This window comes from Companilactobacillus paralimentarius DSM 13238 = JCM 10415, from assembly GCF_001434985.1.
Taxonomy (GTDB): Bacteria; Bacillota; Bacilli; order Lactobacillales; family Lactobacillaceae; genus Companilactobacillus; species Companilactobacillus paralimentarius.
This window is the reverse complement of record NZ_AZES01000058.1, coordinates 1-17,732: the sequence shown is the minus strand read 5'-3', so window position 1 is coordinate 17,732 and position 17,732 is coordinate 1. Positions and strand designations below refer to the sequence as shown.

Here is a 17,732-nt window from a genome sequence, read left to right as displayed (position 1 = left end):
GAATATGCTATTGCAAGAGTTACAATCAATTATTTATTATAGACGATGAGACAGTAGAATTGAAAATGTGATCAAATTATATTGTATTTTTTGTAGAAAGTGGGGAGTGAGCAGTTGTGGAGACATTTTATAGGACTGTTGAGGAGTTAAAGAAGTTAAGCGATGATAATAAGCTGGCTGATTTATTGTGGCATCATGAACATGGAATGGTCAAAATTGATCATTCAGACTCAGAGTATATGTCGTGGAAAAATTCATTGCCAGTATTGCTTAACGTATTGTATAATTCCGGATTAAGTAATCTGGTTATGGTTTTAGAGTATGAAACGCCATTAGGTGCCAGAATTGATGCAGTTCTGTTGGGGTATAACCATAAGCATGGTGATCAAATAATGTTATTTGAGCTGAAACAATGGTCGAGGATAAAGTCAACCAATAATTTATCTGTTGTCCAAGTTTCAGTGGGGATTAATGCTCAGGGGAAACGTATTTGGGATCCACGTTTGCATCCATTACAACAGCTACTTACATACGAGAAGCATTTGAAACAAGTAGTAATTGATCTACCGGCCTTAAAATGACCTAATTTTTTCAAAATTATTGGTCTAGTTTTAAAATGCCTTTAAATCAATAGTTTAGTCATTTGATAGACCATTAAATTACTAAAAGCATTCGCTATACCAAAAAATAATTTTATCGTTCAAGAGAAAGTATTATTATATATGTTGTAAAGCTAACAATTAAGAAAAGAGAAGAAAAGTGTTATTTAAAGATTACCTTTTAATGGTATTAACAAATTACCAAACAGAGAAGGAAACCCAATATAGCAAAAACAAATTGGCAGATTCTATTCGTAATGAACCCCTATCAATTGATATCATTTCTAATTTAGATTCTACCAAGTATAAAATAAGTGCCTCTGCAGGCAATGGACAATGGGCTGTTATACCTTGGTTAAGCATTTATGATAGAAAAATTACTGAAAGTGCCCAAAAAGGGTATTACATAGTCTATCTTTTTACTGCTGACCTCTCCGGAGTTTATCTGTCTTTAAATCAAGGCTATACTTTTTATCAAAAAAATTACGCCCGAGAAGATCCTAAAAAAAAGATAGAGCTTGTATCAAAATATTGGCAAGCCAATCTTCCCTTCTTAAAAGATATCAACGGATTTAATTCAAATAAGATTAATTTAAATTATAAGGGTACTGGAACAGTACTTCCTAAGGGTTACGAATTAGGTAATATATTCAGCAAATTTTACTCTACTAATGATCTACAAAAAATGTCAACAGATAAAGCTCTATCTCAAGACCTTAATTATATGATTACTGTTTATCAAGAACTAAAAGAATCGTTATACACTACCTTTGATAAAGTCAATGCCCATATTGTTAAAGGCCAATCGTTATACAAACTAACAGAAAAAATCGAAAATAAAAAATCTAAATCCGTTAATAAAGATATGATTTTAATAGAAAATCCAACACAGATACCAACAAATCTTGAAATAACTAAACCTAAAAACCTGGGTAACACAAAAAGAAAACCGGATTACATCAATAATTTAGAGCGTAATACTAAGCAAGGCTTAGAAGGCGAAGAATTAGTGATAAAAAATCAAATTGATATCCTTTCCAAAGATTCCAAATTAAAAGAATATGTAGATCAGATCAAACACCTATCCGTAGATGAAGGAGACGGAGCAGGATATGATATCCTATCCTTTAAAAAAGACACAAAGAACGAAATACTAGAACACTATATAGAAGTTAAATCAACAAAATCAGGAATAGAAACGCCCTTTTTCATGTCATCTAATGAGTTAGAAGTCGCTAGAACTAAAGGAAAACAATACTCTATTTATAGATTATATAAAAAACATAAGAACGACACAGAATTTAACTATTACATTATTAATGATCCATACAACAATATACAAAAAGAACCAAGTAAATATAAAGTACTACCGTCTAAAAAGCAAAAGGATTGAGCCGTTCCGGCTCTCTCGAGACACTTTCCCTATCAACGAGAAAGTGTCGTTGATTTCGCTTCTTTTGACACCTGCTTTATGCTAATTCAGCCTGATAAGGTTGACATCGAGATAATTCATAAGAAATTGTTGACGGTGATCGGTTCAGCCGAACGCCCATTTGGATATTGGACAGCCCTAGTTCACAAAAGGTTTCGATTTTAATTCGTTCGGAATAGGTTAAACTAGACAAAAGATCAGCTCCTAAAAGATGGGTTTGTGGTAAACACCATTTTAAAGGAAGCTGATCTTTTTTGTCCGAACAGCGTTCGGATTAATTTTACAATCTACCAAATGCATAAAAGATTTATGAATTGTATAGAAATAGGGAATGCCTTCCCTTATGATATTTAGTAACCACAGAAAACATCACAGGAGGCATTCCCCATGAATGAACTTACCACAGAAATTATCGCTGCACTAGCCCAAAAGCAAGATTTGGACGAAGTTTTTCGTCACCACCTCTAAATTGCGATTAACCAGCTTCTTCAAACCCAATTGGCAGAGTTTTTGGGTTACGAACGTGCTAAGTTTGAATTACATACAGAATCATATGAAGAATTCATGAAACGATTAAAGGAAAAAAATTAACAGTTATCATATACAAATTTATTAACATCAAAATAGAATAGATACGATCTAATAGAGTGTGTGCTTAATTGTATGCTCTCTATTTCTTTATAGCCCCCCGCCTAGTGTCTGCTGGGCGACAGCTCGCATAGTGGGCATGAGCTTTAAAAAAAGTCCGGAAATTAAACTTTTAGTACCTTTAAACGTATAAGTACCATTACATAAACATCATTAGAATGTATTAATCATTGATACTAAGACAACTAAGAGTTGTATTCATTAATCGATAAGAGCTATAAAACCTTATTAAGTTGCTATAAATTAGTCTATTTTTGCATGATTTAAAATAAGTTTTGTTAGTTTTATATAATCAATTGAATTAGTAATTTTAATGGAATTTAGGACGTTGACACACGCCGTGTATGACTTAGTTCACTTATCATACCAACGATTACACACACTATACCCCTTGTATATTAACGGGGCTTAGATTATAAATAATCACTTGAACGTACAACCTATTTTTTATACGCTAAATTCTATTAATTAAAATTCTAAATATAATTTTATGAAGTTTAACCACCGCCTTATTTAATAATTTAAGATACCATTTCTATAGATTTATTTATAAAATGTTTCATTAACAGCTTGTGTAATCGCAATTTGAACATGCGCATATGACAAACCACCTTGAATATATAGTGAATATGGCGGTCTAATAGGACCATCTGATGACAGTTCAATCGTTGAACCCTCGACGAAACTACCTGATGCCATAACGACATCATCTTCATAGCCATCTTGATGACTAGGAATTGGATCAACGAATGAATTCATTGGTGAATAATGTTGAATAGCAGCACAGAATTTAACCATAGGTTCAGGATCACCAAAGGAAACTGTTTGAACAATATCGGTTCTTGGTGCGTCCCATTTTGGTGAAACATTCATTCCCATTTCTTCACAAAGAGCTGAGGTAAAGACCATACCCTTTAGAGCCTCACCTGTCGTGTGTGCTGCCATGAAAAATCCTTGATAAAAGTCACGCAAGTAACCCCAAGTAGCTCCTTCACCTTTACCAGCACCAGGAACTGTCAAACGTGAGCCAGCACCATCAACTAGATCTTCTCGTCCAACAATATAGGCACCACTCTTAACAATTCCAGCACCAGCGTTCTTATACAAAGATCCTGCCATAATATCAGCACCATAGAAAGTAGGCTCTTCTTTTTCAGAAAATTCACCATAACAATTATCAATAAAAACATTAACGTCAGGGCGAATTGATTTAACGAATTTGATCATTTTGGCAATCTTATCAACTGTAAAACTGTCACGAACTGCGTAACCTCTTGAACGTTGGATAGCAACTACTTTGATGTTATCGTCAGCTTTCAATGCTTTTTCCGCGTTCTCATAATCAACTGAACCATCATCTAATAATTCCGTTGTAGAAAAGTTAATGCCATACTCCTTCATATTGCCACGCTTATTACCAGCTAAACCAATAACTTCTTGAATTGTATCGTATGGTGTTCCAGTTAAATAATAAAGTGTATTTCCAGGACGCAGCATACTGAATAGAGCTGTCGAAATTGCATGTGTACCTGAAGCAAATTGAGGACGAACTAAAGCATCATCTACCTTAAAGTAGTCGGCGTAAATGGCTTCGATCTTATCACGACCGATATCATCATAACCATAGCCGGTTGATGGTACTAAGTCTTCCTCACCTACTCGATGTTTTCTAAACAAGTTCAAGACACGTTGTTGGTTATAAAGAACTTGTTGATCAATTTCTTCTAAACGTGGTTGAATTAGTTTTTCTACTTCAGCAACTTTTGTTTTTAAATCTTCTGGTAAATCATCTGTCCATGATAATGACATAAATAAACTCCTTTTTTGCCTTTAGACTGCCGTCCTCCACAACAAAGAAAATTGGGCTGGAACGCAGTGGGCACGAATTTGAACCAATTGAAGTTCACAATTGTTTCAAATCTCGGCCTTCTACTACTGAGCCCATTTTCTTTGTTTTTCCGGACTAGTGTATTCGTAATATTTTATTTTACTTTTAATTTGAATTATTAAATTTGTTTCTATTTAAATTAACTCATTAAATCCGATAACAATCTAGGTTTAAAAAATTATTTCTTTAACACCTCTGCTTGAACGGAGATAGTGCCGTCTGCATTCTTATTCCAATAAACACCTTGAATTTCTGGTACAAATCCTGGAAACCTCTCGATTGCGCCAACTAGAACTTCAAAATACTTCTGGTCAATATCGCCCCACTTTTCTCCAGGAGCAACGATGAATACTCCAGGTGGATATGGCAATGCACCTTCTACCGCTATACGCCCCTTAATGTCCTTTAAATCAACTAGTTCACTTTGATTTTTCATGAACAATTGATCTGCATTTTCTGGCGTCATTGTATAACTTTGCATATCTGGTTTAGCAAATAATTCTTTTTGTAAGGTAAAGGTCTTATTCTGGCGATAATACTCGTGCATTTCTTGGCATAATTGTTTCAATGTATAACCTTGATAACGTTCTGGATAAAATTGAGCTAGCTTGGGCAAAACTTTAGTTAATGGTGCATCTTCAAAATAGAATTGTTCAAATTCTAAGAAAGCATTTAACAAAGTATCTAATTCTTCCTTAGTATCGCCTGGTGTTAATAGGAACAAAAGTGAATTCAAATCATCTTTTGCTCGAATAATTCTTTTTTCCATTAAAAATTCCGCCACGACTGGCCCGGGGATTCCATTTGCTTGATATTTAGCATTTCTTACATCAATTCCAGGCGTTATAACGGTTATTTTTAGTGGATCAATCATTGCTTGTCCTTGAGCTATTTCATTAAATCCATGCCAATTATCTTGCGGATTCAACTCCCAATACTTACTATTGGTAGCTAATTCATCCGTACTGATTTCGGCATAATTATCGGGAACTAATGGTCTAAACAATTTTAACTTCTTTAATAACTGTTTACGCCATTCAATTCCCATTCTCAAAGTATCATCCCACCAATTCTTGTTACCTTGACCGGCAGTCAGATAAGCATTAACTGTTAATGAGGCATAGATAGGATAAGAATAACTTGAGGTAACGAATTTCAAATACGCATTATTAAAATGCTTATGATCAACGTAACGGGCTTGTCCTTTTATATGAGCATCTTTTTTTAGAATCTGTGAAGTTTGAGCTAGTCCAGCTTGTTGTTTATGTAACGATTGTGTCACTAAAATACCAGGATCTTCTGGTCCATACTCTAATGACAATGGCGATAAATGTTTCATGATTGGTACGAATTGCTCAAATCCACCCCAAGCACAATCGAATAATATATAATCACAAAGTTTACCAATCTTATTAATGATCCATTGAGCGTCATAAAAGACCCCATCATACGTTTCTAATTGTAGGATAGCTAATCTAAATGGACGCTTATCTTTCGCCTTCTCAGGGTCAATTTTGGCTATTTCAGCTCGAATATTAGTTTCATCTAGTGCTTCAGGATTCATTTCGCCAATTAATCCTAAAGGATTTCTGTCAGTCGGAATGTAAACCGGTTTCGCTCCACTCATTACTAAAGCACTATTATAAAGTGACTTATGATTATTACGGTCAAAGAGAACTAAGTCATCTTTTGATAACAAAGCACTGGCACAGATTGAATTGGAACTAGTAGTTCCGTTTGTACAGAAGTAAACTTTATCAGCATTGTATGTTTCAGCAGCCTTTTGCTCAGCGGTCAAAGGTGTACCACCATGGGTCATGGTATCGCCTAATTCATCAACTGTATCGCTAGTATCCGCAAACATCAGATTCTTTCCAAAGAAACGGTTAAAGACTACTCCTGCTGGATGTTTTTCGTAGTACTGACCGTTGTGGTGCCCTGGAGTAGTAAAACTAATTGGTCGATCTTCTGCAAAATTAACCAAATCAGTCAAAAAACCTGGAACCATTTTTTCTTGATATTTATTGGCAGAATCAATTGCTTCAGAAGTCACATCGGCAGTAGAATTTGTTTTGATAATAGGGATGCCAAGACCTGATGTTTCTTGTAGATTTTCAGCTATTTTGATGGCTGTTGCATCATGTTCGTTTAAGACGATGGCTGCTAATTCGGCAAGATCACTCTTAGCTGTAAATGGAACTGTTTCCCAGTTAGATGATCCACTCATTTTCACATCATCGCCAATGGCAATTTTCAGAAAATTCATATTTCCCCCTATTTTTTAACTTTTTCATAAAAACTATTGCAAATGATATATAAATCCCTAAAATTGTTTGAGGATATCTTTTATATTTTCGCAATATTAATTATGAAAAAATATTACAGCATTGATTATATATACGTATCGAGGGTATAAACAAGTGAAAATGAATAGTTCTCTGCTTACACTGAAGCCGCCTAAGTTCTAAAGCCTTCTATAACAAGACTTTTAGACAATTCGGGGGAAAATAAAATTGGAAACATTAGAACCAAATAAAAATCATTATCTAAGTTGGCCGGTCATTGCCTTGATCGACTTCGTTACTATCATTAGTTTTGAAAATATCTTCTATCCTTTTCAAAACCAAGGATTATCCGTGGTTATCTCATGGATCTTCTTACTTTTTGCCTACGTCATTCCTTATGCTTTAATTTCTAGTCAAATGAGTTTAACTTTTGACAATCAAGCCGGAGGGCTTGCTTCTTGGGTTCGTCACAGTAGTAACGACACCCTGGGTTATTGGACTTCATGGATGTATTGGGTTCAAAGTGTCCCTTACATCGTGGACGTTTCTAACTCAGTTATCGTTTCATTCAGTTGGATGTTTTTGGGTAACAATACTTTGGACAAAAGAATGTCGACTTTCTGGTTCGGTATTTTAACTTTTATCATCATTTTACTTTTCATCTTATTAGAAAATGTTATCAAGAATTCATTAGAAATCCTTTCACTTATCGGTGGAGGTGCCATGTTCATCATGTCGTTCCTCTTTGTTCTTCTAGCAGGTTACGCCGTCCTACATGGTCATCATATTGCTACACAACCATTTAACTGGGGAGCTTTCAAACCATCATTTAGCTTGAAGTACTTCTCAACTACCGGACTATTGATTTTCGCTATGTCAGGTGCTGAACTAGCTGCACCTTACGTCGTTCAAATGCGTGATCCTAAGCATGAATTTCCTAAAGCTATGTGGCTTCTTGCTATCATGACTGGTTTCTTAACTATCTTTGGTACATTGGCCTTGGCAATGTTCTTCAATGCCAACCATATTCCACATGACTTCAAGATGAACGGACCTTACTACGCTTTCCAACTATTAGGTACTAGTTTAGGTGTAGGTAAATTATTGATGTATATCTTCGCTGTCGTTCAAGCAATCTTTATGATGGCTCAATTGGCTGTCTTACTTGATGCTTCAAGTCGTGTCTTTGCCGGTGATGTCGCCGACAAGTTCATGCCTAAGTGGTTAACTAAGAAAAACAAGAATGGTCGCCCTATCCACAGTTACACAATGACAACTGGTTTGAGTTTATTCTTACTTCTTTTGACAGGTACTTTGCCAAATATCAATACAATTTATAATTGGTTACTAAACATTAACGGAATTATTTCACCATATAAGACTTGTTGGGTCTTCTTCGCCTTCGTGGCAATGAGAATGCACCAAGACAAGTTCCACTCTGATTACACTTTTATCAAAAATAAAGCTGGTGCTCTAATCGTCGGTGGTTGGTGTCTAGCCTTTACCTTTATCTGTGCTACTTTAGGATTCATTCCTCAAGAAGCTAAGTTCGGTACCGGTGCTTTCAACCATCAATTACTACTAAACTTCATTACTGTTATCGTATTATTTGGACTAGGCTTCGTTATGCCATGGTTACGAAAACGCGAGCAACGTCGTGAAGGTATGGAATTAGATTAAAAATTTCACTTTTAAATAAAGGGCAGTATCATTAACATATGTTAGTGATACTGCCCTTTTTATTTATCTATGGAACAGATTCAAAAGTGTATAAGCTAAAGAATTATCAGATGGTCCCTTTTTCATATTAACAATTGCAGACCAGACTTTTCTCGTTTCTGCATTGAAAGAAACATCCCCATTAGCAATCTTTAAACTAATCCGTTGGACTAAATCATGAACCAAGTTATCAAACGCTAAGCCCTGACATTTTTCTTTCGATAATTTGAATATTCCATCATTCAATGATTCCACTATTTGTTGATTCGTTTCGTTGTGGTTGTTCATTAAATTGAGTTCACGTCGAAAATCAATTAATAAACTTAGAGCTTTTCGTTGTTCCTTGTAGTTCATTTTCCATCTCCATTTTTTCTAATTCAACGGACCAAATGTAAAGTGAGTTGCTCCAAGTCCATATCCTAAATTCACATCTCGCATCGTCTTTTGATCCAGATTATTTAACTTATCTTTTACAAACTGATATAACACTCGATTCTTTTTGGGCAACGTCATTGGAACGATGAAGTTATCGTGATAAAGTTGATAAATTTTTAAACAAACATCTAACCCACTTGTACCACTTTTTAATTCTTGAGCACTCTCTAATAATCCTTTTTTGTACTCTTTAGGCTGATTGGACAAGTCCTCTTGATATGCCTCATCAATCAATTCAAATAAACTTTTATTCGTCAAAATAGCATCCTCTTTCAAGTATATTCTAGTGGGAAGGTAACTTTAATTTGTAAAAATATCCCCAATGGTGGGATTTATGATCATTTACCCCGCCCTATTACACTTTATTCAGATGCTTTAGAAAGTAAATTAGCTAAGTTACCCTATAATTTAAATTATCCTACTTTTTTGCTACAAATAAAAGCTACCTTATACATTTCAGTCGATACAAGCAATTGTTTCACGTCCTAGATACTCATTTTAACGTTTTGACTATATTTTTTTATTTTCATAATATCCCTAAGTACAAAAAAAGACCGCTAGTCCAATGACTAACGATCTACACGCCCCGATAGTATATTTGTTTTTTGACTATATTTTGACTATATAGTTATGAAATTGATTGATAATTTTTAAAACTGTAATTCGTAAAACGTTTATTTATCAAGGCTTATAGCACCTTATACACTTTGTGAAACTCTCAATATTGGGCATATTGGGTTCGAACCAATAAATTGCGGATTCAGAGTCCGCTGCCTTACCATTTGGCGAATGCCCATTAATGATTAAAAGTATTAAACAACAATAAAATGTTATAAAAAAAACGCTGCAATGTCAATAGTAATCGGCTATTCATTATAAATATAACCATATTTTACCCGAAAAAAAGAACATCCCCACTGAAACGACAGCCAAGATGTACTTTTTTGGTTAAGTTCATCTTTATTTACTTTATTCTTTAACGTTTGATTCCAAAATATCAATAGATTTATCGATTGATTCAAAGATTTCAGTATTCAAGAGTTCAATAATCGGACTCAGTCGTTGATATTCATGTGACACCATATTTTTGTTAACTTGGTCGTCATTAATGCGCTTAATTTTCAAACTGTAATCCATCAAAGCATTAATTCCGATCTTTGAATCATCCAGCTCACACAATAAATCGTCGATATCGTCCATATCATACGTTCTCGTTAAATTTTTCTCCTTACATTCGTCCATAATAAATACTCCCTTCAAATTTCAAGTGAATTGACATAGTTTCTATTTCCTACATGTAATTCACTTCTTTGACACTCATTCTAATAGCTTAAAAATTTAAAACTAGTCAATTATCCAGAATGTAAAGTTTTATTTTGGTAAAGTCGTTCTCTTTCAATATTCCAAAATTATATATATTCTATTTTAAATAATTATAATTGTATGTTAAACTAGTTTCGTTTTGCTGAAAGAATATCAGCTGTTTACATTATGGAGGGATAAGACAAACATGCATTTAAGTACTATTGAAAAGAGAAATTACTTAATTGGATTTTCATTCATTATCATCATGGTAGCTAGTGCTACTTTACTGAACGATATTGAAATCATTCTACCCGAGATTGGAGCATTAACGGCTGGAACATGGATTTATCAAAACGATGGCTGGATCAATCAACCATTGAAAATCTTCCTAGCTCCATCAGGAACAGCCATCATTGGTTTTCTAATCAATCAGTTAACTATCGGTTATGCACAAAAAGTCATCTTGGGTCTTCTCTTGATGCTAGTTCTGTTACGAGTTCTTCACTCAAACTTGGCTCCATCATTTGCGACTGGCCTATTGCCGATTATCATTAACGCTACCCATTGGTTATTCATCGTTGCTATCCTACTATTCACACTAGCCTTGACGGTCGGTGTTTTCATTCAAGGCAGTTACAAGGAAACAACTTCTAGTTCTATCATTAAAAAGCACCACATGTTGATCTTCGCTATTATGGCGCTCATCTGGGTTGGTGCTGTCTGGTTCTTTGGTTTTTCACAAATGGCTGCTATTCCACCAGTTATGGTTGTTTTCTTCGAGGTTCTACAGAAGCCTCAATACAGTTGGAAAATGGCCGTTAAGCACTTCATTGCTTTGGTCGGTGCTGCTAGTATCGGTGTTTTAGTTCACACTTTTATCAGTTCCTGGTTAATCTCTGCCGTTATCGCCTTACCATTAGTTTTCGTATTACTACAACTTTTAAAAATCAAATTGCCAGCTGCCTTTGCTTTTCCACTGTTAGCCTTAGTTTTACCTACTAGTATGTTCCACATGTTGCCACTAACAGCCGTTCTAGCAACTACTTTTTTCTTAGGTTCAATCGTTATCCTTAAAAAATATATCTCTTCTCTAAAAGTCGAAAATGACTCTCAAATTTAATTGAGAGCCATTTTTTTTATCTGACGATTCCAAGATCAATCATAGATTGTGCTGTCGCAATGATAGCTGTTTTAGCAGAACGAGGATTCCACCCCAACAACTCCTTAGCCTTCTTATTGCTAGTACCAGCGTACTTACCAACAATCGAAGCAATCATTTTAAGTTGGGGATTAGTTAAAGCAGCGGCTTTTACAACTGCATTCGGTATAGTTCTAGTTGGAATGTTACTTGCATAATCAGGAAAAGCTTCACGTAAAATGTCGGCTACATCCATCATTGATAAAGTTTCACCAGTTGTTGCCAAGAATCTTTCACCATTGGCTTTAGGTGAAGTCATTGCCAAAATATGTAAGCTAGCGACATCACGAACGTCAATATAACCTGAATCAACCTTAGGTAAAGCTTTGATTTTTCCTTCTAACATTTCTTGAATCTGAACATTAGAGTGGGAATACTTGGCAGACAAGACCGGTCCCATAACACCAACTGGATTAACCGTAGCTAGTTGCAAGCCATCACCTTCCTTTTTGATAAAATCCCAAGCGGCCATTTCTGACATCGTTTTTGACTTTTGATATGGATGTATATTTTTAGCAGAAAGATCTGACCAATCTTTTTCAGTATACGGAGTTGTGCGATTCTTGTGACCTGCAAAAATGGCACCATAGGCTGATGTCAAAACCACTCGTTTAACCTCAGCATCTTTAGACGCTTTAAGAACACGTAAGACTCCATCCACGGCTGGACGAATCATCTCGTCCTCATTTTTAAAGTTTAATTTAGGAGTTGGTGAAGCCACATGAATAACATATGTTGCTCCTTGCATCGTTTCTTCCCAATTCGTATCAGAAGTTAAATCAGCTTGTGAGAATGAGAGATCAGAAAAATCTCTTATTCCACCGTTATATAACATTTCTTTAATAACATCTTCTTTTTTGGCCGAACGAATTGTTGTTCTAACCGCATATCCTTGTTGCAACAATTCCAAAATAATGTGTACTGCAATAAAACCACTACCACCTGTAACGACTACTAATTGTTTTCTCATGTTTAATATCTCCATTTCATTTTAACTGACGTTTCACTTGTAACGTTCATGAATGTATCCTACTATGTAAGAAACAGCTTCTCAAGTAAATCAGAAGCATCTGTGACAGAATGGAGAAAATGTAATGGCAGCGACCGAACATTCACAAAAAATCAAACAAGATTCCCAAGAATTTCTCATTACCGCATTATTACAATTATTAAAAACAAAAGATTTCAACGATATCACTATTACTCAAGTTGTAAAACGAGCTGGTGTAAGTCGAATGGCTTTTTATCGGAACTTTGAAACTCTAGACGATATTTTAATAGCTTACATAGAACCCAAAATAAATATTGGCTTTGAAAACATCATTAATAGAGTTCCTCAGAACCAGAAATTAACCGCCTTAGGAAATCTCTTTGAAGAGATATCTGACATCTTAAAAATGGCTGTCAATAAACATTATGAAGCAATTATTCAAAATATTTTTGATAAGAACATGACCGAATTCTACGATCAAACAATGGATTGGAGCCAATTCACAGCCATTCAACGTAAGTACTGGGTCAAATTTATGAGTGCCGGTGTTTATGCAATTTGGCGTGAATGGCTGATTAGTGGTCAAACAGAAAACATCAATGACATTCATGTTCTTTTAGCTGATTTTCAAATTTCTACTTTAACTGCCTTACGAAACGAGACTACAAATTAAAAGAGACGTTATCAATTAATCAGAAAATTGATAACGTCTCTTCTATTTATTCATGCAATTTTGCTTGAATTTTATCGCCGGCTTTATCGATGCCCTTTGCAGTTAAAATAGTTCCACCTACAAGAACACCTCCGACTATTAAGGTACTAATAGCCATGAATTTAAAAATTGATTTAACAGTATCCATAATTATTTACCTCACGACATTTTTTTAACAACGAATGATACCACTAAGACTAAAATGATGGCTCCAATTAATGAAGGAATAATAGCCATTCCTGCAAGCTGTGGACCCCAAGCACCTAAGATTCCCTCACCTAAAGCCGAGCCAACGATACCAGCAAGAATATTACTGATCCATCCCATTGATTTTCCATTGTTAGTAATTGCACCCGCAAGTGCTCCAATAATAGCTCCGACAATAATTACCCATAACCAATGCATAATGTTAATCCTCCTTAATAATATTTATATTCTAATATTATTAAATTCCAGTAAATTACGCACTAAATATGCTGTTAAAACGGATTACCATATTTTTTACAGTATTCATAGAAAACATTGTCATACAATTCAATCAAAGGTTTCAATTGTTTATCAGGTAGAAATTGAATCAGTTTCAAAACAGCTTCAGTGAAGTCTAAAGCAGCTGTACCATTAGCGGTTACTAAATTCCTATCACTAACCACTTGTTGAGGTAGGAACTGATCAGGATTATTATATTCCGAATAATTTTTCCAAATTGCCTGAGAGTTACCAGTATGTTGATAGCCACTCAATAATCCATTTTTGGCTAAATAGTCGACTGCACCACAGATAGCACCAACTGGTTGATCACTTTTTAATCTATCGGAAATTAATTTTCTCAAAGTTTCATTTTTAACATCCCAAGAATTACCACCAATCAAAATTAACAAATCGATTTTTTCAGGCAATTCATCAATTTGATAATCAATTATAGTTTTAAACCCACCGATAGAAGTAACCTCATCAGAAAATGAAGCCGTCTTAACCGTCCATTCAGAATTTTGATTCAATTGACTAGACAAATAAGGACCTTTCCAATCCGCGTATTCGTTTAATATAAAAAAGATTGCTGTTTTCATTAATAACTCCTCTGATAATTAAATTTTCATATAGCAGTTATTTAACTGTAATATAATCTCTTGGCCTTAAGCAAGGATTTACAAAAGATTTTAATGTGATACTTTTTGCTTAATAACAAAGCACATACTTGATTAACTATAATGTAATATCGGCAATTAATTCACTATTTTCAAATGGAAACCGTGATTCGGACAATTCAAACGGCTGACCATCGTCTAAATAACTTAATTGAATAATAACTAACACAGGATCCACTTTGTCTTTAGCTATGCCAGTTTCAAGATCAGTTTTATCAGCTCTATCAGCCTTTACTATTCGATGAGAGCCTTCAATATTCAATCCTAAATTCTTCAAGTGGTCATAAATAGAATGTTCTAGTACATCCTCATTTATTGGTGCTATCGTAGTTGGCATAATTGTATGTTCGTAAGCAAAAATTTTTCCATCCATATATCGAATTCTTTGAATATCATATACAGGCGCATCAGATTCAATTAGTAATTTTTCCATTTCTTCTTCTGTTGGAAGTCTAGCCGAATAGCTTAAAATCTTGCTGGTTACTTTATTGGCTTGGTGAGTATAAGTGGCGCCTAATGGTTTTTCTAAAGCTGAAACACTTTTATATTTTGTATCTAGATTAAAATCTTTTCTGACAAAAGTTCCAGAACCCCGTTTAGAGTAAATCATTCCTTCAATGACTAATAGATTCAAAGCTTTATGCACCGTACTTCTCGTAGTATTGAAATCTTTAGCAATTTGAGATTGATCAGGTAAGATATCCCCCGCCTTATATTGTCCATTTTTTATTTTTGATTTAATATTTTCAGCAATCTTTTTATATTTATACTCCATAATTTTTCTCCTATATCTTATAAAAGATTTTATCATCATTTAACATTGACTTCATTTTTATTTTAAAAGACTAGTCTTATTTATAAAATGATGTGGACATATAATTACAGTGATGATATATTGTAAGCGGATACAAGAGAGGCGAATTTAAGGAAAGAATTATTGGTAAATAATCTTCAATTTACTAATTTAAATGATTATTAATACATATTCTGGGGGAATATAAAATGAAAAATGGTTTTTCTGAATTTCTAAACAAGAAAATCATGCCATTCGCTAACAAATTAGCCGCGAATAAGGCCTTAATGGCTATTCGTGATGGTGTTGGATTTGCTATCACCTTAATCATTATTGGATCTGTTCCACTTATTATTAATAGTTTACCCTTTGACAATTGGACACAAACTTTACAAGGAATCAAAATTCCATATTTTGATAATCTAAGTAATCTTTTAAATATGATGACCAACATGACTTTTGGAATAATGGTAATTCCAACTGTTTTCGGTATTGCATATAGTTTTACAAAGAGTCATATTCACGATGAACTAAAATCAATTGGTTCAGGTTTCGTTGCTTTAGGATCATATTTAACAATTACACCTGTTATCACAAATAAAGCGGGACAAACTGGTGTTGATCTAACTTATTTAGGAAGTAAAGGACTTATCGTTGCCATTATCCTTGGTTTGATTTCTGCCAAAATATTTTCAATGTTCATTGAACATAATGTTGAAATTAAAATGCCTGAAAGTGTTCCACCTGCAATTTCTAAAACTTTCAGTGCTTTATTGCCTGGTTTCGTAATTATTTTCATGTGGATTTTAATCGCCATTATTATCGGTATGTTTGGATTTAACAACATACATGAAGTTATTTTGAAATTATTAAATAAACCTCTATCATTCTTAGGAGGTACTCTAGCCGGTACCCTGATTGCCGTCGGACTAAACAGTTTAGTTTGGAGCATTGGTGTTCACGGTACTGTTATTAACTCAGCCATGAATCCTATTTGGTTGATGAATTCTGATGCCAACAGATTGGCTCTACAACATGGTAAAGAAGTACCAAACATTGTAACCAACTCGTTTATGGATAACTTTACTTATATGGGTGGATCAGGTGCTACTGCTTGTTTAATTCTTGCCTTATTCATCCTCGTTCTTATGAAGAAAGCAAGCGCTGAAAGTAAGGCTATCACTTCTGTTGGTACAGCTCCAGCTATCTTTAACATTAATGAACCAGTCATGTTCGGTTATCCAGTTGTATTTAACGTAGCTATTATTATTCCATTTATTCTTGTCCCTATGGTTTTTGCGACAACTACTTACTTAAGTATGAAATGGGGACTAGTGGCTAAACCAACCGGTACTGTATTAAATTGGACAATGCCACCTATTATTTCGGGATATCTAGCAACCAATAGTATCAGTGGTGCCGTCATCCAAGTTATTAATTTAGTAATTGGTACTCTAATATACTTACCATTCGTTGCCTCAATCAATAACAAACAAGTTTTAACTGAAAAATTAGACGAAGAAAAAGCATAGGAGAATTATAAATGTCGACAAGATTAATTAGTGCTACTGCAAGCGAAATATCTAAAATGACCAAAGAGGAACTTTTAACTTCCATCAAAGCTAGTGAAGGACGCGTAGTTTTAAGTGAAAATGTAGTCATGCATGAACCTGTTGAGGACGGAATCACTATCAGTGAAATGACTAAAGCTTCAGGCGCTGATATGATTCTTTTAAATGCCTTTGATACATTAAATCCCATTATTTTGGGAATGCCTGATCAAGAGAATATTCAAAACGCCATTCCTAGAGACTCTGTTGTTAAAGAATTAAAAGAATATGTTGGAAGACCCTTAGGATTAAATCTTGAACCGATAGATTTAAAGGCTGAAATGTTAGAAACAAGATTAGAAATTTCCAAAGGTCGACAAGCAAATGAGGAAACTTTAAAACGTGCTAAAGAATTAGGATTCGACTTTGTTTGCCTAACTGCCAATCCAGGAGTTGGAACTTCTAATAAAGCTATTACTCATGCAATTGAATTGGCAAAGAAGTATTTTGGTGGTGTTATTATCGCTGGTAAAATGCATAAAGCCGGCGGTAACGAACCAATCTTTACAGAACAAGCAGTTAAGGATTATATTCAAGCTGGAGCTGATATCCTTCTACTTCCTTCCGTTGGCACTGTCTGGGGTATTAGAAGAGAAGATTTAAAAATGGCCGTTGATTTGGCCCACGATAATGGAATTCTTGCCATGAGTGCTATTGGAACCTCTCAAGAATCTAGTCAACCAGACATCATCAGGACAATGGCATTAGAAAATAAAGAAATTGGTTTTGATATTCAACATATCGGCGATGCTCAAAGAAATAGATTCGAAAACATCTCAGAATTAAAAAAATCCATTTCAGGTTATCGTCACTATATTGCTGGCATATCACGAAGTGTAAGAAGATAAAAGATATAGGAAAAGGAGTAACTAAAATTATAAAGTTTGAAGTAAACCCCTTAGTTTGGACACAAAACCGGCTGTTCGTCAAATCAAGTTGATGGCGGTTCAAGTTAACAGTTAGACCATAAAT

The 17,732-nt window shown here is 34.5% G+C and carries 17 protein-coding genes, 1 tRNA gene and 2 pseudogenes; 8 read left to right on the top strand and 12 right to left on the bottom strand.

Going from position 1 to position 17,732, the window contains the following annotated elements; translation table 11 throughout:
• Window positions 1–116: 116 nt before the first annotated feature.
• Together FD33_RS05875 and FD33_RS05870 are read left to right on the top strand one after the other, a co-directional pair.
• A complete protein-coding gene (locus FD33_RS05875; protein ID WP_025084951.1) occupies window positions 117–581 on the top strand; it encodes a hypothetical protein in 465 nt (154 codons plus the stop codon).
• 178 nt (window positions 582–759) lie between these two features.
• The gene (locus FD33_RS05870; RefSeq protein ID WP_025084950.1) at window positions 760–1,992 is read left to right on the top strand and encodes an MrcB family domain-containing protein; all 1,233 of its coding nucleotides are present in this window, start codon (window positions 760–762) and stop codon (window positions 1,990–1,992) included.
• Between the two features lie 79 nt (window positions 1,993–2,071).
• Here FD33_RS05870 and FD33_RS12445 read toward each other — a convergent pair.
• Window positions 2,072–2,224: pseudogene (locus FD33_RS12445) on the bottom strand (helix-turn-helix domain-containing protein); the annotation flags it as partial.
• A gap of 194 nt (window positions 2,225–2,418) precedes the next feature.
• Between FD33_RS12445 and FD33_RS05865 the strand changes: the two are divergent.
• Window positions 2,419–2,565 (top strand): annotated as a pseudogene (locus FD33_RS05865) (IS256 family transposase); the annotation flags it as partial.
• A gap of 657 nt (window positions 2,566–3,222) precedes the next feature.
• Here FD33_RS05865 and FD33_RS05860 read toward each other — a convergent pair.
• Both FD33_RS05860 and FD33_RS05855 read right to left on the bottom strand, forming a co-directional pair.
• Complete coding sequence (locus tag FD33_RS05860) at window positions 3,223–4,488, bottom strand: methionine gamma-lyase family protein (protein WP_025084949.1); 1,266 nt, start codon at window positions 4,486–4,488, stop codon at window positions 3,223–3,225.
• A gap of 257 nt (window positions 4,489–4,745) precedes the next feature.
• Window positions 4,746–6,794, bottom strand: a complete 2,049-nt coding sequence (locus FD33_RS05855; protein ID WP_404281093.1) for a putative ornithine decarboxylase — start codon at window positions 6,792–6,794, stop codon at window positions 4,746–4,748.
• Between the two features lie 286 nt (window positions 6,795–7,080).
• Here FD33_RS05855 and FD33_RS05850 point away from each other — a divergent pair, with 286 nt between their 5' ends.
• Window positions 7,081–8,532, top strand: a complete 1,452-nt coding sequence (locus FD33_RS05850) for an APC family permease (protein WP_025084947.1) — start codon at window positions 7,081–7,083, stop codon at window positions 8,530–8,532.
• Window positions 8,533–8,595: 63 nt separating this feature from the next.
• On the opposite strand, the gene FD33_RS05845 is transcribed toward FD33_RS05850, so the two are convergent.
• The 4 genes from FD33_RS05845 to FD33_RS05830 form a co-directional block, all read right to left on the bottom strand.
• Window positions 8,596–8,925, bottom strand: a complete 330-nt coding sequence (locus FD33_RS05845; protein ID WP_025084946.1) for a hypothetical protein — start codon at window positions 8,923–8,925, stop codon at window positions 8,596–8,598.
• A gap of 18 nt (window positions 8,926–8,943) precedes the next feature.
• The gene (locus FD33_RS05840; protein ID WP_025084945.1) at window positions 8,944–9,264 is read right to left on the bottom strand and encodes a bacteriocin immunity protein; all 321 of its coding nucleotides are present in this window, start codon (window positions 9,262–9,264) and stop codon (window positions 8,944–8,946) included.
• 466 nt (window positions 9,265–9,730) lie between these two features.
• Window positions 9,731–9,802: transfer RNA gene (locus FD33_RS05835), tRNA-Gln, on the bottom strand.
• Between the two features lie 173 nt (window positions 9,803–9,975).
• Window positions 9,976–10,248, bottom strand: coding sequence for a hypothetical protein (locus FD33_RS05830; protein WP_025084944.1), 273 nt, complete (start codon window positions 10,246–10,248; stop codon window positions 9,976–9,978).
• A gap of 268 nt (window positions 10,249–10,516) precedes the next feature.
• On the opposite strand from FD33_RS05830, the gene FD33_RS05825 reads away from it, so the two are divergent.
• The gene (locus tag FD33_RS05825; RefSeq protein WP_056955835.1) at window positions 10,517–11,431 is read left to right on the top strand and encodes a hypothetical protein; all 915 of its coding nucleotides are present in this window, start codon (window positions 10,517–10,519) and stop codon (window positions 11,429–11,431) included.
• Between the two features lie 16 nt (window positions 11,432–11,447).
• On the opposite strand, the gene FD33_RS05820 is transcribed toward FD33_RS05825, so the two are convergent.
• The gene (locus tag FD33_RS05820) at window positions 11,448–12,479 is read right to left on the bottom strand and encodes an SDR family oxidoreductase (RefSeq protein WP_025084943.1); all 1,032 of its coding nucleotides are present in this window, start codon (window positions 12,477–12,479) and stop codon (window positions 11,448–11,450) included.
• A gap of 124 nt (window positions 12,480–12,603) precedes the next feature.
• On the opposite strand from FD33_RS05820, the gene FD33_RS05815 reads away from it, so the two are divergent.
• Window positions 12,604–13,173, top strand: coding sequence for a TetR/AcrR family transcriptional regulator (locus tag FD33_RS05815; RefSeq protein WP_025084942.1), 570 nt, complete (start codon window positions 12,604–12,606; stop codon window positions 13,171–13,173).
• 46 nt (window positions 13,174–13,219) lie between these two features.
• On the opposite strand, the gene FD33_RS12790 is transcribed toward FD33_RS05815, so the two are convergent.
• From FD33_RS12790 to FD33_RS05800, 4 genes are all read right to left on the bottom strand, one after another.
• Complete coding sequence (locus FD33_RS12790; RefSeq protein ID WP_170206963.1) at window positions 13,220–13,360, bottom strand: hypothetical protein; 141 nt, start codon at window positions 13,358–13,360, stop codon at window positions 13,220–13,222.
• Window positions 13,361–13,371: 11 nt separating this feature from the next.
• Window positions 13,372–13,617, bottom strand: coding sequence for a GlsB/YeaQ/YmgE family stress response membrane protein (locus FD33_RS05810; RefSeq protein WP_025084941.1), 246 nt, complete (start codon window positions 13,615–13,617; stop codon window positions 13,372–13,374).
• A gap of 74 nt (window positions 13,618–13,691) precedes the next feature.
• A complete protein-coding gene (locus tag FD33_RS05805; RefSeq protein WP_025084940.1) occupies window positions 13,692–14,279 on the bottom strand; it encodes a type 1 glutamine amidotransferase family protein in 588 nt (195 codons plus the stop codon).
• A 136-nt stretch (window positions 14,280–14,415) separates the two neighbouring features.
• Window positions 14,416–15,132 carry a GntR family transcriptional regulator gene (locus FD33_RS05800; RefSeq protein ID WP_025084939.1) on the bottom strand — a complete coding sequence of 239 codons (717 nt, stop codon included), beginning with the start codon at window positions 15,130–15,132 and terminating at the stop codon, window positions 14,416–14,418.
• Between the two features lie 227 nt (window positions 15,133–15,359).
• On the opposite strand from FD33_RS05800, the gene FD33_RS05795 reads away from it, so the two are divergent.
• Both FD33_RS05795 and FD33_RS05790 read left to right on the top strand, forming a co-directional pair.
• Window positions 15,360–16,682 carry a PTS sugar transporter subunit IIC gene (locus tag FD33_RS05795; RefSeq protein WP_025084938.1) on the top strand — a complete coding sequence of 441 codons (1,323 nt, stop codon included), beginning with the start codon at window positions 15,360–15,362 and terminating at the stop codon, window positions 16,680–16,682.
• Between the two features lie 11 nt (window positions 16,683–16,693).
• Window positions 16,694–17,608: a DUF7916 family protein gene (locus tag FD33_RS05790; RefSeq protein WP_025084937.1), complete on the top strand. Its 915-nt coding sequence runs from the start codon at window positions 16,694–16,696 to the stop codon at window positions 17,606–17,608.
• The last annotated feature ends 124 nt before the right edge of the window (window positions 17,609–17,732 follow it).

Excerpts from the sequence above, each read along its gene's own strand:
- FD33_RS05860 (WP_025084949.1), bottom strand. The coding sequence starts at position 4,488 with ATGTCATTATCATGGACAGATGATTTACCAGAAGATTTAAAAACAAAA.
- FD33_RS05855 (WP_404281093.1), bottom strand. The coding sequence starts at position 6,794 with ATGAGTGGATCATCTAACTGGGAAACAGTTCCATTTACAGCTAAGAGT.
- FD33_RS05845 (WP_025084946.1), bottom strand. The coding sequence starts at position 8,925 with ATGAACTACAAGGAACAACGAAAAGCTCTAAGTTTATTAATTGATTTT.
- FD33_RS05830 (WP_025084944.1), bottom strand. The coding sequence starts at position 10,248 with ATGGACGAATGTAAGGAGAAAAATTTAACGAGAACGTATGATATGGAC.
- FD33_RS05825 (WP_056955835.1), top strand. The coding sequence starts at position 10,517 with ATGCATTTAAGTACTATTGAAAAGAGAAATTACTTAATTGGATTTTCA.
- FD33_RS05820 (WP_025084943.1), bottom strand. The coding sequence starts at position 12,479 with ATGAGAAAACAATTAGTAGTCGTTACAGGTGGTAGTGGTTTTATTGCA.
- FD33_RS05815 (WP_025084942.1), top strand. The coding sequence starts at position 12,604 with ATGGCAGCGACCGAACATTCACAAAAAATCAAACAAGATTCCCAAGAA.
- FD33_RS12790 (WP_170206963.1), bottom strand. The coding sequence starts at position 13,360 with ATGGATACTGTTAAATCAATTTTTAAATTCATGGCTATTAGTACCTTA.
- FD33_RS05810 (WP_025084941.1), bottom strand. The coding sequence starts at position 13,617 with ATGCATTGGTTATGGGTAATTATTGTCGGAGCTATTATTGGAGCACTT.
- FD33_RS05805 (WP_025084940.1), bottom strand. The coding sequence starts at position 14,279 with ATGAAAACAGCAATCTTTTTTATATTAAACGAATACGCGGATTGGAAA.
- FD33_RS05800 (WP_025084939.1), bottom strand. The coding sequence starts at position 15,132 with ATGGAGTATAAATATAAAAAGATTGCTGAAAATATTAAATCAAAAATA.
- FD33_RS05795 (WP_025084938.1), top strand. The coding sequence starts at position 15,360 with ATGAAAAATGGTTTTTCTGAATTTCTAAACAAGAAAATCATGCCATTC.
- FD33_RS05790 (WP_025084937.1), top strand. The coding sequence starts at position 16,694 with ATGTCGACAAGATTAATTAGTGCTACTGCAAGCGAAATATCTAAAATG.